The organism is Gardnerella vaginalis (genome assembly GCF_001546455.1).
GTDB classification, from domain to species: Bacteria; Actinomycetota; Actinomycetes; order Actinomycetales; family Bifidobacteriaceae; genus Bifidobacterium; species Bifidobacterium vaginale_B.
The window spans coordinates 10151-26916 of the sequence record NZ_KQ956824.1 but is presented as its reverse complement, the minus strand read 5'-3'; the positions used below and the strand labels follow the sequence as shown (position 1 = coordinate 26916).

10 protein-coding genes are annotated in these 16766 nt (G+C 44.3%); 1 reads left to right on the top strand and 9 read right to left on the bottom strand.

The window, feature by feature from the left end; translation table 11 throughout:
* Nucleotides 1–40: 40 nt before the first annotated feature.
* The 9 genes from HMPREF3216_RS05260 to HMPREF3216_RS05220 all read right to left on the bottom strand — a co-directional run bounded on the left by HMPREF3216_RS05260 (nt 41) and on the right by HMPREF3216_RS05220 (nt 14726).
* Nucleotides 41–901: an HD domain-containing protein gene (locus HMPREF3216_RS05260; protein WP_060787259.1), complete on the bottom strand. Its 861-nt coding sequence runs from the start codon at nt 899–901 to the stop codon at nt 41–43.
* Nucleotides 902–1043: 142 nt separating this feature from the next.
* The gene (locus HMPREF3216_RS05255) at nt 1044–3557 is read right to left on the bottom strand and encodes a KUP/HAK/KT family potassium transporter (RefSeq protein ID WP_060787258.1); all 2514 of its coding nucleotides are present in this window, start codon (nt 3555–3557) and stop codon (nt 1044–1046) included.
* Between the two features lie 231 nt (nt 3558–3788).
* Entirely contained in the window at nt 3789–4769 is a 981-nt protein-coding gene (locus HMPREF3216_RS05250) for a TatD family hydrolase (protein WP_060787257.1), read from the bottom strand.
* Nucleotides 4770–4823: 54 nt separating this feature from the next.
* Complete coding sequence (locus HMPREF3216_RS05245) at nt 4824–6620, bottom strand: ABC transporter ATP-binding protein (protein ID WP_060787256.1); 1797 nt, start codon at nt 6618–6620, stop codon at nt 4824–4826.
* A 1-nt stretch (nt 6621) separates the two neighbouring features.
* The gene (locus HMPREF3216_RS05240) at nt 6622–8448 is read right to left on the bottom strand and encodes an ABC transporter ATP-binding protein (RefSeq protein ID WP_060787255.1); all 1827 of its coding nucleotides are present in this window, start codon (nt 8446–8448) and stop codon (nt 6622–6624) included.
* Nucleotides 8449–8778: 330 nt separating this feature from the next.
* Nucleotides 8779–10527: an ABC transporter family substrate-binding protein gene (locus HMPREF3216_RS05235; protein WP_060787254.1), complete on the bottom strand. Its 1749-nt coding sequence runs from the start codon at nt 10525–10527 to the stop codon at nt 8779–8781.
* A gap of 325 nt (nt 10528–10852) precedes the next feature.
* Nucleotides 10853–12748 (bottom strand): ABC transporter ATP-binding protein, encoded by a 1896-nt coding sequence (locus HMPREF3216_RS05230; protein ID WP_060787253.1) that lies wholly within the window; start codon nt 12746–12748, stop codon nt 10853–10855.
* 20 nt (nt 12749–12768) lie between these two features.
* Nucleotides 12769–13716, bottom strand: a complete 948-nt coding sequence (locus HMPREF3216_RS05225) for an ABC transporter permease (protein ID WP_060787252.1) — start codon at nt 13714–13716, stop codon at nt 12769–12771.
* A 26-nt stretch (nt 13717–13742) separates the two neighbouring features.
* Nucleotides 13743–14726, bottom strand: a complete 984-nt coding sequence (locus HMPREF3216_RS05220) for an ABC transporter permease (RefSeq protein ID WP_032815600.1) — start codon at nt 14724–14726, stop codon at nt 13743–13745.
* A gap of 460 nt (nt 14727–15186) precedes the next feature.
* Here HMPREF3216_RS05220 and HMPREF3216_RS05215 point away from each other — a divergent pair, with 460 nt between their 5' ends.
* A complete protein-coding gene (locus HMPREF3216_RS05215; RefSeq protein WP_060787251.1) occupies nt 15187–16641 on the top strand; it encodes a C1 family peptidase in 1455 nt (484 codons plus the stop codon).
* Nucleotides 16642–16766: the final 125 nt, after the last annotated feature.

Below are 16766 nucleotides of genomic sequence, written 5' to 3'. Positions count from 1 at the left end.
GAAACAAAGCCAAAACATCGGCGTGTTGAAAACACGGCAACTAATCAACCTTAAGTCCAAAAAGATCTGCAAGCTTGCAAACACTCGGTCTACCGTATTTATTAACCAAGCACATCCAACGTTTTGCGTTCTCTTCGCCAAAGCGCGCAGCCTTACGCTTATAAGTATCAACCGTTAAAAATCGCGGCGGAATCGACTTACTGTTGTACTTATCTGCAACCATCACAATTTCTTGCTCAACTGTACGCGGAATATAATCGCCAGCAGGAAGCGGCAGATTTTGCAGGGCAACTTGCTCACTAGTCAACCCAACGCCAGTATGATTGCGTGCAAACTGAGCAGCATCCTCGCTAAAACCATGCTCAATCAAATATCTGTATCCACGCAAACCATGCAAAATGTAATTCGGCCCGTCAAACTCCAACTTTCCATTCGCTGCCTTCGAACCGTCTTTAGCTAAAACAAAATACGTTCCAATATCGTGCAACAATCCGCCAGCAAACGCCGCATACTCATCTACATAATCGCTTGGCGCAATTCCACCGCTAACTTTAGGAAGCTCTAGCGGATTTATGCCAATCAATTCTTTAAGACAAGACTTTGCTAAATCACACCTGTTCTTTAAATCTTCATTGATTTTAGACATTTGACGAAGCATAATTTGCTCAACAGCAGCTTGCGATTCATCCGCAAAATCCGCAAAATCCGCAAAATCCCCAAAATCCCCACTCAAATTAAGCTGCTTAAAAGCCAACAACTGATTTTGACGCCGCGCAAGCATCCAAGAAATCGTAGCAATAACAACACAATGGCAATGAATAAGATTATAAGCGTCTTCGCTAGGCGAGGCAGCGCGATGCAGCTTTTCAATCGTATTAAAATCAGGAATATTTGCAAGCATAATAATCGCACTCCTTAAACCCACTCAATTGCAAAACGGCCGTTTATTGAAAGCAAGCGCACAAGCAAACATAAGCGCATACGCAAGCCAACACAAACGGCCGATTAGCAATAAAGCAATAAAGCAATAATTCGGGTTTTAATTATTTTTTAACTGCTTTAATCTGACCAGTATCTATTCTAGCGATTTTGCCAGTATTAGATATTTTAGATTCCTTAGTCTCTTTATTTTCGGACTTGCTTCCAGACTTCTCAGACTTCTCAGACTTACCTTCTCCAGAAACATTTGCCGCAGCAATATCTCTAGCGTTCATAATCGTAGTTTGCTCGGCGTCAACAGCAGCTTGCGCTACAACATCATTGCCTTGCAAAGACTGAACAGCTCTAGAAGCAGCAACCTCTTCTCGCTTTAATCGCGGAGGCCTACGAGTAGAAACAAACAATGGCTGAACTTCTACAATCGGATTGTATGGAGCTAAACCAAACCACTTAACTGGCGTTCCAGCAATATGACGAATCGCATACTTCATCTTTAGCGATAACGCGCCACGCAAAGAAATATTCGACTCAGGCATTAACGCCTTGTGCAAAAGAACGTAACGAATTGGGCCAATATCTGGATCCGCATCTACCTTAGGGTACACAGACTGCTGCTGCGGCAGCTCGCCCGTATGCGACAAATCATGCATAATCTGATGCAAATATGCAGGAATCGAAGGAGAAACCTTAAATCCAAGCTTGATTTTAACGCGGAACAAATAGTCCGTGCCAAAATTCTCCACGCAATATTCGCGAGTAAACGGAGCGTCATCAGTTTCTACAGAAACAGCCCACCACGCGCGAGCGCGCTTAGGATGATCCGCAAAAATCGAGAAGAAAATACCAGTATCTAGACGCTTCATCTCCTTATCGGAAGTCAAATACACAATATTGTCTGCAAAATAAGGGATTCTAAAATCGCTGTGTAACTTATCTAGAACAGGCAAAAAGTCCTTAGGCTTCATGTGCAATCGCTGCGAGCGCTCAATCTTAGTGCCATCTTTCCAAGTGAGCATAATAATCAAAATCGAAGCACCAAGAAGCATGGTAAACCAGCCGCCGTGCATAAACTTTGCCATAGAAGCTATAAAGAACAAAATCTCAATAATCAGGAAGACTACAGCAAATACTAAGGCGCCAAGCTTCTTATTTTGATACCACATGTGAACCGTAAGAAGTATTGTTGTGGCAATCATGGTAAGCGTAAGAGCAAGACCGTACGCCCCCGAAATATGCTCAGAATCCTTAAACACAGCCAAAACTGTAAGCGTGGCAAGGCAAAGCACAAAATTAACAACAGGAATATAAAGCTGACCGCGAGTTCGCGCAGGGTATCGCACCTGAAGATGAGGCATCCAGTTAAGGCTGGTAGCTTCCGAAACCATAGTAAAAGCACCAGTAATCAAAGCCTGGGATGCAATAATGCCAGCTGTTACAGAAAGCACAACGGCAACGTAACGTAAATTCGGGCTTAGCATCTGGAAGAACGGGTTTAAGCCTTCTATAGACCACAATGCTTTATTATTTTGATGCTGAAGCATCCAGCTGCCTTGGCCAAAGTAGTTTAGAATAAGCGCCACTTTAATAAACGGCCAAGTAACATAAACGTTTCCACGACCAACGTGACCCATATCAGAGTACAAAGCTTCCGCACCAGTTGTAGAAAGGAAGATAATGCCCATTAAGGCCATTCCTTGCATATTGTGCGAGCTGAATAAGAACTTTAATCCGTAAATTGGGTTCAAAGCCTCAAAAATCGCCAGATTTTCGCCAATATTCATGATTCCAACAAGCGCTAGGAATCCGAACCAAATCATAACGACTATGCCGAAAACTTTTCCAATTCTTTCGGTTCCGCGCTGTTGAACAGAAAACAGAATCACAATAATAATTACTGTGATCATTAAAGAAAGATTGTCGTTTTCTAAGAAGATAGGCCTAAACGCAGATATTGTGCGCAAGCCTTCTACTGCGGAAGATATTGAAACTGCTGGAGTTAAAACAGAATCCGCAAGGAACGCTGCGCCGCCAATCATTGCTGGAATCGCAAGCCATGCGCCTTTTCGCCTAAGAAGCGAGTAGAGCGCAAAAATTCCGCCTTCGCCCTTGTTGTCTGTGCGCATTGCCACAAACACGTATTTTACAGTTGTGATTAGCGTAATTGACCAAAACACAAGGGAAAGCATTCCGTAAACTGCTTCGCGACTAATGTTTTGCAACCCACCTTGGCCAGCCAAGAATGTTTGAGCGGTGTATAAAGGAGATGTTCCAATATCTCCATACACAACGCCCAATGCCACTATTGACATTCCTAAAGTGAATTTATCGGAGCTGGTTTGTATCTTTGCCCACAATCTTCCAAGTGGACCTCTAACCGCACTATCCGCAAGCTTTTCGGCTTCTTTAACCTCTTTTGCCTGCTGATACGCCAACGCCTCTCGTTCTTCGCGAGTGGTGGTTTTCTGAGAAACCTTTGGTGCCTTTGTAAAAGAAGCGGCCTTTAGAATCGCCTCTTTAGGGTTTGTTATGCCCTTAGCGGCTTTCTCAGATTCCTTTGCCACGTTGCGAAAATCTTTAGCATTATCGCCAGATAACGCTGAAACGCGTGACTTAGTCATGCTTGATTTTTCCTCCAAAAAGTAAAACCGCTTCTTGCATAATCTGCCATAATAAGAAGTCGCATACGGTCTTACTGCTTACAGTTTTATTTATTTATACCTAAATATTGTATACAACAACAGATATATAGCGCAAAATTGACTCAGAATCCTTGAAAAATAAGGGCTGATTTAAGCGCGATTAATGCCTAAATGTTAAAAACCATAGACTTTTTAAAAACCATAGACTTCTTAAAACCCATAGACTTCTTGCGTTGTTTTTAAGGTTGACTTTGCTACTTCTTGCAAAGAACAGTCAAGCGCGGTTGCTAACGATTCAAGAGTGTAAGGCACCATATACGGCGCGTTAGGCCGCCCGCGGTAAGGCATCGGCGTAAGGTACGGCGCATCTGTTTCTACAGTTATGTGCTCTTTGCCTATAATTCTGGCCGATTCGCGCAAATCCTCATTTCCCTTATAGCTAATCGTTCCAGAAAAACTTGCGTACCATCCGTTTTCTTTTAACACTTGAGCTAAGTCTTTTCCGCCAGAATAGCTGTGGAAAACTGTTCGCTCTGGCGCTCCGTCTTTTAGCAAAATTTCTACAACATCGCTATGCGCATCTCTATCGTGAATTTGAAGCGGCAAATTAAGCTCTTTTGCAAGCGCTATATGCGCGCGGAATGAGTCGCGTTGGTAAATTCTTGCGCGTTCGCCCGTACGAAAATAGTCCAATCCCGTCTCTCCAATCGCCACTACTTCTTCTGCGTTATCTACAACTAGCGAGCGCAAGTGTTGCATCGCTTCGTCAAATGGAATATCGTGATACGGCTTATAAACTACTGGCAAGCCGTCTGGCCCTTCTGCTCCTCTATGGCCGTGTAGAGGCGCTTCGTTTGGGTGAATAGCTATTGCAGCACGCACGCAATCTGCGTGAGCCGCCGCAAAGTCTATTGTGGGCTGCCAATCTGGGTATTCGCAGCCAACTTCAATCATTTTAGAAACGCCTGATGCTTTTGCGCTATTTACTAAATCGCTTGCATTAGGTTCGGCTATTAAATCTCGACCTTTTTGCGCTAATTCTTGATTAAGGTTTTTTGCAAAATCCACTACGCTTAGCATATGCGTGTGGTCGTCTGCGATTGTTATGCCTTCTTTAATTAGATTCTGCCATACTTGGGACTGCTCTGTTAAAGAAGGCGCCCAATTGTGTTCGCGATGATGCTTACTCATGATTTACAAGTGTAGTCGCATATTTAACGCGACTTACAATGTGACTTTTTGCGCTTAACCAATCGCAGCACTAATCGCAGCATACTGCGATTCCACAAGCCTGTAGTATGCGCCCTTTTGTGCCATAAGTTGCTCATGACTTCCGCGCTCCACGATTTGCCCATGGTCAATCACGCAAATCAAATCCGCATTCTCGATTGTAGAAAGCCTGTGTGCAATCACAAAAGAAGTACGATTTTTAAGCAATTGAGCTAATCCTGCTTGCAAAGCTTCTTCTGTACGAGTATCTATATTGCTTGTTGCCTCGTCTAGGATTAAAATTCGCGGATCTGCCAAAAGCACGCGCGCAAACGATATAAGCTGCCTTTGGCCTGCAGAAAGAGTAGCTCCTCGCTCTTCAATCTTAGTATCGTAGCCATTTGGCAATTCTTCAATAAACTCGTGCGCGTGAACTACTCGAGCTGCAGCCTCAATCTCCTCATCCGTTGCATCAAGCTTGCCGTATCTAATGTTTTCTTTAACAGTTCCGCTAAATATAAAGCTGTCTTGAAGCATAACGCCCATTTGCTTTCGCAAAGATGCTAACGTTATTGAACGCACATCGTAGCCATCAATTGTGATTGAGCCTTCGGAAACGTCGTAGAATCTAGAAAGAAGACTTACAAGCGTTGTTTTGCCAGCCCCAGTAGGGCCTACAAGAGCAACCGTAGTTCCAGGCTTAACGTGCAAGTCAACTAAATTCAAAATCGGCTTTCCGCCCTCTTCGTAGCGAAAAACAACGTCGTTTACGTCAACCTTGCCTTTAATTTTCGGCAATTCTTTTGCATCTGGCTTATCTACAATATTTGGCTTAATGCTTAGAGTCTCAAAAATACGCTCCAAATACACTGAGCATGTTACAAGTTGCGTGTAGAAGTTACCAATATTTACAACTGGCTCCCAGAAAGTGCTTGAATACCACACAAATGCTATAAGCGTACCCGTGCTTATGTTCATACTGCTCGCGTTTGTTATGCCAACATAGTAGAGAAGCGCGATTGCTGCGCTTTCAATAATAGAAGCTCCAGGCCAAAGCAGCATTTGCACTCTAACGTTTTGCATCCAGGCTTTTCTAACTCCCGACTGCTGCTCTTGGAATGTGGCATACTGCTCCGATTCTCGCGCAAAAGTCTGAGTGGTTTTTACGCCTGCGATTGATTCGTGCAAATATGCGTTAAGATTGCTTTGCTTATTTGATAGTTTTTTAGACGCTTTTCGTTGCAAAATCTGCAAAGTGCGAGTCCAGATTATAAAAACTGGGAATAATACAAGACTCCACAACGCCATTCGCCAATCCATAGCAAACATTGCGATTAGCGTAATGATTAGCACAAAAACATCGGAAAATACGTTGATTAAACCAGAAGAAAGCGTGTCGGAAAGCGTATTAATGTAGTTTACTATGCGAATCAAAATCTTGCCGTGTGGGCGCGAATCGAAGTAATCAAACGATAACGATTGCACATGCGTAAAAATATCGCGGCGCATATCTTTAATTACCATTTGACCAAGTCGCGTAATTGCAAGCGTTCTGTAGGCTAACCCAAGCTCATACAACACAATAAGTACGCCAAACAATGCAATAAGCGCATACAAATAAGAGACGTTTTTATTAGGCAAAACTACGTCTATAAGTGTTTTTGTAATCATTGGAGTTACTGTCATAATGCAGCTTCCGCTAATAACAACTAAAACTATTTTGACTAACTGCCATACGTACGGCTTTATATATTTGCGAACGCGCATCAGCTCGTGCAGATTTACGTGCTCTTCTTGGCTTTCGTCTTCTCTATAAGTGTTGCGTTGCGCCATTCTACTCCCCCTTAGCCTCGTGTGAATCTTCAAATCCCAAAGCTTTGCCCGTTTGCATACCAAGCTGCTTTTTGTAGATTTCCCAATATCTTCCATGCGACGCAACAAGCTGCTCGTGCGTTCCGCGCTCTACGATTTTGCCGTGATCTAGCACAACAATCATGTCTGCGTCTTTAACAGATGAGATTCTGTGCGCAATTGTGATTACTGTTCGCAAGCCGTCTAACTTTTTTAGCTCTTTTTGAATATGCTCCTCAGTTTCCATGTCTACTGCAGAAGTTGTATCGTCCATAATTAAGACTGCGGGATTATTTGCTAGCGCGCGAGCAAGACTTAAGCGCTGCTTTTGACCGCCCGAAAGGCCAACTCCTCGTTCTCCTACAACAGTTTCGTAGCCTTCTGGCATGCTCATAATAAAATCGTCTGCATCTGCGATTCTTGCCATGCGCCTAATCGTGCTATCTAATTCTTTGCAATTTTCCTCGTTTTGAGGCAATCCAAAGCTAATATTTCCTGCAATTGTATCGGAAAACAGAAATGTTTCTTGCGCGACTATGCTAACTTGATTTCTAACAGTTTCTAGAGGCCATTCGCGCACATCTTTTCCATCAATCAAAACGCGGCCGCGCGTAGTGTCATAAAAACGCGCTATAAGACTTACAAGCGTTGACTTTCCAGACCCCGTTTCTCCTAAGATTCCAAGCTTTGTGCCTGCTGGAACATCTAAATCAATATCACTTAAAATTGGGGAATCAAGATCGTCTGGGAACGCAAAATCAACGTGTTCAAAAGTTACACGCCCTTTAACTTTAAGATTTTCCGCAGATGTAGATGGCAAATCAATATGCGATTCTTGCGTAAGAAGCTTACGAATATTTACGCATCCTGCGTTGAATCTCTGCCAATCGTTAATAAGCCATCCAACCATTCTTACTGGCATGTGGAGCATCCAAAGGAAGCTGTTAAACGTTACAAACGCACCTAAAGTCATGCTTCCATTAAGCACAAGCCATCCGCCAAATCCTACTGTTACAAGCTCTAGCGCAAAGCCCATGCCGTCAAGCCATGGCATGTATTTTTGCGTGTTTTTTGCAAGTGTAATATTGCGATTAAAGTAGTCTTCGTTGCAATCGTCGAATTTCTTTGTTTCAAAAGGCTCGCGAACAAACGCTTTTACAACGCGATTACCTTCAATGTTTTCTTCCACCATTGAATTCATGCGCGCAAATGATTCGCGAATCGCAAGGAATTTCGGCCTAGCGTTCTTGCCCATAAGCTTTGCAAGCCAGAATAAAAATGGTGTAATTGCCATAAGCGCTAGAGCTAGCTGCCATTGGATTGAAAACATTATAATTAGCGCAAACACAAACATTACTAAGCAATCCAGCGCCATATAAGACACCCAGCTTAAAATGTGGCGAATCGCGTCCGTATCCGAAGTCATGCGGCTCATAATGTCGCCTGTGCGCGTGTGATTAAAGTACGTAAAGTCAAGCGAATGCAGCTTTTCGTACTCGTCGCTTACAAGGCGATACACGGCATTCTGCCCAAACTTTTCCATTAGAAGCTGGTAGATATACCTTGAGCCTACGCGAACAATCATCATTGCAACCATTAGCACGCACACAAAAGCAAGCAAATCATGCTGTTTTCCAATAATGACTTTGTCTACAATAAAGCCCGAAAGCAGCGGCATTGTCATTGCCATTGTGTCGTTTATAGTAAAAAGAACTAGCGATACGCCTACTCTCCACATATCTGGCTTACAATATTGCAAAACCCAGCGCACATTGCTTGCGTCTTTGCGTTTATTTGGATTTACATACATGCGCTAGATTCTCCCTTATTTTTGACTTCGTTTTTTGAGACTTAATCTTAAATTTATAGTTTAATCGACAGCTCTTGTTTGGTGTTGAGCGAGTTTCATAGCGAGCGCTTATTCCTCACGGCATAGCCGTTCGGCTGATTTGGCATGTGAAGCACACCGTGCTTCACAATTGAGCCAAATCACGCTTTGAAGGAGCTTGAAATCCTGTTGATTTCAAGCTCAGTCAAAGCGCACGAAAGCATGTGGCGTGCAGCCAAAGACCACACGCCACATGCTATAAGTTAAGCAATCAGCTTAGTAAACTTGCGCGAGTTATCGCTACAAATTTACTCACTTCTGCCAACCGATGTTTTCAACGAAAACGTTAGCATATCCAGCAGGACCGCCGTTAGCAAAGCCCTTCTTGTATGCCTGGTAGGTTGGAGGAGCAGAAACTGGGAGCGTGCCATACTCAGCGAAAGCCATGGACTCAGCCTTGTTGCTCAATGCAGTCTGTTCCTTGTAATCGTAGGTCTTGCCAATCTTGGCGAGCAGGGCATCAATCTTCTTGTTGCCAGTGCCAGTGAAGTTGGAATCACTCTTAGAACCGTAAAGCTGGGAAGCGGCTGCCAAGAAGCTCAATGGAGATGGGGAAACCCAAGCCATTGGAAGAACCTGGAAGTCGAAGGAGGTTACAGTCTTAGAGAACTTAGAAGCAGGCTTGTTTACAGTCTTGCACTTCATGCCAGCCTTCTTCATCATGGCCTGGAATGCGTTAGCAAGAGCTGCCTGAGTGGAGTCATCGCCGAAGAAGGTGAATGAGAACTGAACGGTCTTACCATTCTTAGCGTAGTAACCGTCTTTGCCCATCTTGTAGCCAGCGGCCTCAAGAGTCTTCTTAGCGTTTTCTACGTTGAACTTACCATCAGCTGGAAGGTTGTTCTTGTAGCCAGCCTGGAACATGGAGAGAAGCTCAGAACCTGGCTGCTCGCTCTTCCAGTTCATGCCCTGGAACTGAATCTTGTTGTAGGTTGCAACGTCGAATGCCTGAGCAACGGCCTTACGAACGGCCTTATCCTTAAATGCGCCAGCCTTTGCGTTTAAGTTAATAACACGAATCTTGGTGCTGTAGCCGTAACGGAGCTGAGCGCCCTTAACGCTACGAGCAGCCTTAACTTTATCCTTGGTGGAGATGGAATCCACGGAATCGATTTCGCCGTTCTGGAAGGCGTTCATTGCAGCGGTATCTTCCATACGCTTTACAACAACCTTATCGAGCTTTGCCTTCTTGCCCCACCACTTTGGATTGCGCACGAAAACAACCTGATCTTCGGTTGCGGACTGAATCTCGAATGGACCTGCACCCCACTCGTTGTGAGGATTATTTACCCAACCCTGGTTGAATACCGCTGGATCGGTTGCCTTTGGATGAACCAATGGAGCGAAAAGCAATTCCCAAGTTGCGCATGGCTTATTGTACTTAACGATTACCTGCTTAGGGGTTGCACCCTGCTCAACGGACTCAATGCAGTCATAGCCCTCGTGAGATGGTACAGAGTAGGCTTCGTTCTGGCCATTCATAACTTCCCAAGTAGCCTTGAAAGCAGTGTAATCGATGTCTGTACCATCGTTCCACTTAGCCTTTGGGTTCAAATCGTACTGAACTACGAGTGGCTTGTCGCTAACCTTCTTAACAGAAGTAATGTAATCAGGGTTGTACTTAACCTTCTCGCCCTTAACGGTATCGTAATAAGAAAGCGATGGCTGGTAGAAGCCCCACAAAGTGCCCATATAAGCGGTGTTACCGTCGTTAGAAGCATAGTTCCAGTTTGGACCCATGTCGGAAAGCGAGAACGTGTAAGTACCGCCATCCTTAACATTGTCACGAGGCTGTGGATTGTCGTAACGCTTGTCAACCTTAGGCATTGGAAGAGCGCCAGTGTAGGAAGTATCCACACCTGCGGCTGGCTCTTCGGTCATTCCGCCCTTAGCTTTATCTGCCGTAGTGGCGGTTGTACCACCACAAGCGCCGAGCAGCATTGCAACAGAAAGCGCAGCTGCGGCGAATACAGTTAATTTACCTGCATTAGTTTTTTTCATGATTCCTCTCATTCCCCAGAAATGATGTCCACTTTCTGGTATGTGTGTAGAGTATATCTAATCTTTTGACATTTTGTGTTACGACTTTTTTAACAAATGCTGAATTTAAACTTTTGTTACTTAAGATTTAATCCAGAAAAAAGAAAATTAAACACAGAAAACCGCAAAACAGAAAATTTTTTAGTTTATTTTGATTAAAAAACAAAATATATTACTTTTTTCAGAATTTATGTGCTTGTAACAAAAAATCGCGTGTGTCTTGCATAACACACGCGATCAAAATTGCCCTAAACAAAAGTTTAGGCGTATTCACAAAAGATTAGAATCAGACGCTTGCAACGTCATCAAACGAATCTTCTTCGTTGAGAATAATACGCTTACGATTCTTCTCAATAACAGGATCTGGAATTGGCACAGCGCTAATCAAAGCCTTAGTGTACGGATGCTTAGGATTATCGAACACCTCGTCCGTCTCGCCAGATTCAACAATGCGTCCGTGGTACATAACAGCAATTCGGCTAGAAATATGACGAACAACCGCCATGTTGTGAGCCACAAACAAGTAGGCAACGCCCAGCTTATCTTGCAAATCTTCAAGCAAGTTGATAATTCCAGCCTGAATAGAAACATCCAAAGCCGAAACTGGCTCGTCAAGAAGAAGCAGCTTAGGGTTTACAGCCAAAGCACGAGCAATAGCAATACGCTGACGCTGGCCACCAGAGAACTGCGTTGGGAAGCGATCAACCTGGTCTGGATTCAGCTCAACAAGCTGCATAAGCTCTGCAATACGCTGACGAATCTCTTCCTTCGACTTCTTTTGAACGTGAAGAGGCTCCGCCAAAATATCGTAAACAAGCATACGAGGATCAAGAGAGCTCATAGGGTCTTGGAACACGTACTGAATCTTAGAGCGAAGCTCGCGACGCTGCTCGTTAGTCAACTTATCGTTAAGCTCGGTGCCAAAGACGGTAATGGAGCCCGCTTCTGGCTTCTTTAAGCTCATGATTTCCATCAAAGTAGTTGACTTACCAGAACCAGACTCGCCAACAAGAGCCACAGTTTCGCCTTCGCGAATCTCAAGATCAATGCCATCAACAGCGCGAACCTCGCCAACCTTGCGTCGCAAGAAACCGCCACCTGTAATTGGGAATGTTTTAACTAAGCCCTTAACATCCAAAACAACCTTGCGATCTTCGCGAGGAATGCCTTCAAACATTGGCTTAATCGTTTTTTCGGTTTCCGCATGAAGCATCGCGCGAACAGTTTCGCTTTCTGCCTCAAGGCCCATCATATCGCTGGTATCTCCACTCTTTTCTTCTGCCATCAACATATCCATTGTTGGCTTAGAGATTGGAGTTAAGCGGCGAGTGCGCTTTTGATCAACACGCGGAACAGCACCAAGCAAGCCGATTGTATATGGCTGAGTTGGGTGAGCAAAAATCTCCTCAACGCTGTTATGCTCAACCAAATGACCTGCATACATAACAATAACTTCGTCGGCAACGCCAGCAATAACGCCCAAATCGTGAGTAATGAAGATCATTGCGGCGCCAGTTTCTTTCTGAGCCTTCTTCAAAACATCCAAAACTTGAGCCTGAATCGTAACATCCAAAGCGGTAGTAGGCTCATCGGCGATAATAATATCTGGGTTGTTAGCAATTGCCATTGCAATCATAACGCGCTGACGCATGCCGCCAGAAAACTCGTGAGGGAACGCCTTTAAACGCTCGGCTGGCTTAGTAATACCTACCAAATTAAGAAGTTCAATAGAGCGATCGCGAATCTGCTCTTCGGTCATATTTGGATTATGAATAACCAAAGCTTCCTTAAGCTGGTCTCCAATAGAAAACACTGGAGTTAAAGCAGAAAGAGGATCCTGGAACACCATTGCAATGTTCTTACCGCGAATCTTGCTCATTTCGGCATCAGACTTTGTTAAAAGCTCTTCGCCCTTATAAACAACAGAACCCTTAACCGAAGCGTTCTTATCTAGCAAGCCCATAACAGCCAAAGAAGTAACGGACTTACCAGATCCAGACTCGCCAACAATACCAATGGTCTTGCCGCGGTACAAATCAAAGTTCATATCGCGAACAGCGTGAACTGTACCAGCTTCCGAAGCAAAGCTGACTTGCAAGTTGCGTACAGAAAGAAGTGGTTCGTTGTTCTGATTTTCCATTGCAGAATCTTCCTTAATTGCGTTATTACCCATATCAGTCATGTTTACACCTCCAACAAGCCTTACTCGGCCTTGCCAACAGACCTAGAATATGGATCAATCGCATCGCGCAAGCCATCTCCAATAAGCTGAACGGAGAAAGTCAAAATAACCAAAACAGCCGATGGAACCAAAAGAACCCAAGGAGACGTCATAACGCTACTTTGACCAACGTTAAGAAGAGTACCCAAAGAAGTATCTGGAGCCTTAATACCAAGACCCAAGAAGCTTAATGCGGTTTCGCCGTTGATTGCGCCGATAACACCAAGAACCGTGTTAATAATCAAAACGGAACCAAGGTTTGGAACAAGGTGACGAACAATAATGCGGAACGAAGAAACGCCTTCAAACTTAGCGGCACGCACATATTCACGTTCACGCAAGCTCAAAGTCAAAGTTCTAAGCGTACGAGCATAGCCAATCCAGCCAAAGGAAGTCATACCAAAGGCAAGCCACAGCCAGTCGTTGCCGCCAGTAGCGGAGCTAACAATCAAAGCAATAAGCAAGAAGGATGGAACAATCAAAAGCATGTCTAGAACCCACATGCCAACCTGCTCAAACCAGCCTTCAAAGTACGAGATAGCAGTACCAACCAAAGCAGCAATAATCGTAATCGAAATGGAGCTTACAATACCAATAGAAAGCGAGCGACCAAGTCCGCGAACAACCATTGCATACATGTCTGATCCGCCAGGCGTAGTTCCTAGCCAATGCTCGGCGCTAGGAGGAGTTGCAAGAGCCGTAAAATCAGGCTCGTCGTAGCCCCACTTGCTAATCTTAGAGCCAAACAGCGCAAGAAGAATCAAAAACACAAGCAAGACCAAGCCAACAACAGCGGATGGACGCCTAAAGAAGCGACGCGTATAAAGCGTTATTTTGCCTGTGCGCTTAAAATTACCCCAAGAATTAGCAGTTGCCTTTTTATCGGCAGCAGACTCTTGAGTCTTTGAAGATACATCTTTTTTACTCATATCAATACACCTACACTGTTGCGCAATTAGCTCAAACGAATACGAGGATCAAGCCAAGCGGAGAAGATATCTGCCAACAAGGCTCCAGCCAAAGTACACACGGCTCCGAACGCAGCAATAGCAACAGAACCATTAATGTCGTTATTAGAAATAGTTTGTACGAAGTAGCTACCCAAACCGTTAATTGCAAACACGGTTTCGGTAATCACAGCACCCGTAAACACGCCTGCAATCGAGAAGGCAACGTCTACGGCCGTAGGAATCAAAGAAGTACGCAAAGCGTGGCGACGAATAGCCACATTTAGAGGCAAACCCTTAGCGCGAGCAGTACGAACGTAATCAGCATTCATAGTGTCGAGCAAATAGGTGCGCTGGGTTAAATGATAGCCAACCATGCCAGGAACGGTCATAACAATTGTTGGCAAAATCAAATGCTGCAAGAAGTCAAGAATAAAAGCAATAGGATTAGAGCCTTGGTAGGAATGTAATCCAGTAACAAAGAATAAACGAGAACCAGCAGCGTTGTTAATGCTAATCGCAGCTAAAACAATAAGCAAGCCAAACACGGCGGCTGGAACAACAAGCAAGAACGTAGCAATAGAGTTAAGAACCCTGTCTTGCCACTTATATTGGCGAATAGCAGTATAAACGCCAACGCTAACACCCAAAACAATGCCAAGAACAGTTGCGCAAGTAACCAGCTGCACCGATGCGCCGATACGCGCTGCAATCGCAGGGCCAACAGGCGCTTGCTCTGGGCTTAATCCCCAATCCCAACGAGTAAGAACGCCAGTAATCCAACGCAAATACCTTGTAATAACTGGAGTTTGGTCGTTAATATTTGCCAAATCCAAAGAACGGTTAATCGAAGGAATTGGTGGATGCGGATGCCTAGACATATAGTTCGATCGCGGATCCATAAATGCACTTGCCAAGAAATACGTCATGGATACGGACACAAACAGCATCACAACATAATTCAGGCATCGTTTAACGATGTATCGTATCATTGTGACTCTTTTCTACGTCTAAACATTGTTACCTCCATCTGGTAACTGCAAACTTACGCTTGCACACTGCCATCATTTAATCACTAATCAAAAAGGCAAATCATAAGTGCTTAAGGCACACTTAAGTAAGCCCTAATAATTTGGACGTGTAATTAGTATATTTTTAGCTAACCTATGTACATTACCTAAAATAAACATGCAATAACACGTAATAAATAGTAATCTTAACCAAAATTAATACATAAAATCGGCAAAATATCAAAATATTTAACGAAATTACTTAAAATTTACGAAAACTTGTTGCGTAAATCGCCATAAACACATAAAAATAACATGTTTTACATAAACGAAACACAAACACTCGCGAACACTTAAAGCCGCGCAAAACGCGACTCGTGCATTGAGCAAGCTACAATAACACTTATTCATTACTTTCAAAACAATCAAAGCAAGGAGATATATGTCTGAAAACGTAAAAGCCGTTACACTAAACGACGTTCGCGAATATTCTAAGCATTTTAACGAACAGCGAGCAAATCGAGTAGCGGCAAACGCTTCTGTATCCAGCGGCGTTCTTAAAGCAGCAACAAGCTACCAGGGTCAGCGCGCGCTGCCACGCAACTTTTCTATAGAGCTAAAGCAAGGAACAATAACAAATCAGCAACATTCTGGGCGTTGCTGGATGTTTGCAGCACTTAACACCTTGCGCTACGAGCTTATGCATAAGTGGAATTTAGAGGACTTTGAGTTTTCCGAAAGCTACTTGTTCTTCTGGGACAAGATTGAAAAAGCAAACGCATACTTGGAAAACGTTTTATCAACGCTAGACGAGCCGCTAGATAGCCGAATCTTTGAAAACATTAACTACGGCCCGATTGACGACGGCGGCTGGTGGCAAATGTTCGTTAACTTGGTAAACAAGTACGGACTTATGCCAAAGAGTGCATACCCAGATTCGCAAAACGCCACCGATTCCGAGGCCTTCGTGCAATACATTAACAGCAAGCTTCGCGAGTTTGCATGCGAGTTGCGCGAGGCACACAAGAATGGCGCTTCTATGGAAGAGTTGCGAAAAATGAAGATTCGCGACTTGGAAACCGTGTACCGCATGACTGCAATCGCTCTTGGCGAGCCACCAGAGCGTTTCGACTTCTTTGCGCGCACTAAAGATGACGAAGATAAGAAGGACAATAAGAAGAGCGACGAAAATAGCGAGTCTAAGAGCAGCGAAAAGAAGGACGATAAAGGCAGCGAAAAGCCAAAGAGCGGCAAAGACGATCGCCCAATGATTTGCGAATATGGCATTACGCCACTCGAGTTTGCAAAGAAGTACGTGCCAGTAGACGTAAACGACTTTGTAAGCTTGTGCAACTCCCCAATGGAACGCACTCCGTTCAACAAGCTCTACCAGCTTAAGTACACCACAAATGTTGCTGAGACGAAGGAAATGGAGTTTGCAAACGTTGCGCTAGAAGTGTTCCGCAAAGCCGCTGTGGATCAGCTAAAAGACGGACACCCAATCTGGTTTGCTTGCGATTGCACGCAGTTCTCGCTAAGGCAAGAGGGCTTCTTTGACCCAGCAGTTGTGCGCGTAGACGAGCTATTCGACGTAGAGTTTACATTCGACAAAGCTAAAGGCTTGGAATACATGGATTGCCCAGGCAACCACGCAATGACCTTTACTGGCGTAAATCTTAACAAAGATGGCGAGCCAGACCGCTGGAAGATTGAAAACAGCTGGGGCAAAGATAACGGCGAAGACGGATATTACGTTGGATCCGCACAGTGGTTTGACCGCTACGTTACCGAAATCATTATTAACAAGAAGTATCTTGATGAAGCAACGCGAGCTGTATTGGATCAAGAGCCTGTAATGCTTGATCCATGGACGCCACTTACAAAGCGCTGCCGCTAAACGTTATTTAGCGCGAGCTGATTTACAAACGCAGATTGCATTCGCATATTGCAAATGCAGTCTGCGTTTTTTATTTTATTGCGCTCCGACCTACCTTTTCGCTTAAAGCGTAGCGCGAAAAGGCA

Bases quoted from the DNA above. Each gene is read 5' to 3' on its own strand.
- HMPREF3216_RS05260 (WP_060787259.1), bottom strand. From the start codon at position 901: ATGCTTGCAAATATTCCTGATTTTAATACGATTGAAAAGCTGCATCGC.
- HMPREF3216_RS05255 (WP_060787258.1), bottom strand. From the start codon at position 3,557: ATGACTAAGTCACGCGTTTCAGCGTTATCTGGCGATAATGCTAAAGAT.
- HMPREF3216_RS05250 (WP_060787257.1), bottom strand. From the start codon at position 4,769: ATGAGTAAGCATCATCGCGAACACAATTGGGCGCCTTCTTTAACAGAG.
- HMPREF3216_RS05245 (WP_060787256.1), bottom strand. From the start codon at position 6,620: ATGGCGCAACGCAACACTTATAGAGAAGACGAAAGCCAAGAAGAGCAC.
- HMPREF3216_RS05240 (WP_060787255.1), bottom strand. From the start codon at position 8,448: ATGTATGTAAATCCAAATAAACGCAAAGACGCAAGCAATGTGCGCTGG.
- HMPREF3216_RS05235 (WP_060787254.1), bottom strand. From the start codon at position 10,527: ATGAAAAAAACTAATGCAGGTAAATTAACTGTATTCGCCGCAGCTGCG.
- HMPREF3216_RS05230 (WP_060787253.1), bottom strand. From the start codon at position 12,748: ATGACTGATATGGGTAATAACGCAATTAAGGAAGATTCTGCAATGGAA.
- HMPREF3216_RS05225 (WP_060787252.1), bottom strand. From the start codon at position 13,716: ATGAGTAAAAAAGATGTATCTTCAAAGACTCAAGAGTCTGCTGCCGAT.
- HMPREF3216_RS05220 (WP_032815600.1), bottom strand. From the start codon at position 14,726: ATGATACGATACATCGTTAAACGATGCCTGAATTATGTTGTGATGCTG.
- HMPREF3216_RS05215 (WP_060787251.1), top strand. From the start codon at position 15,187: ATGTCTGAAAACGTAAAAGCCGTTACACTAAACGACGTTCGCGAATAT.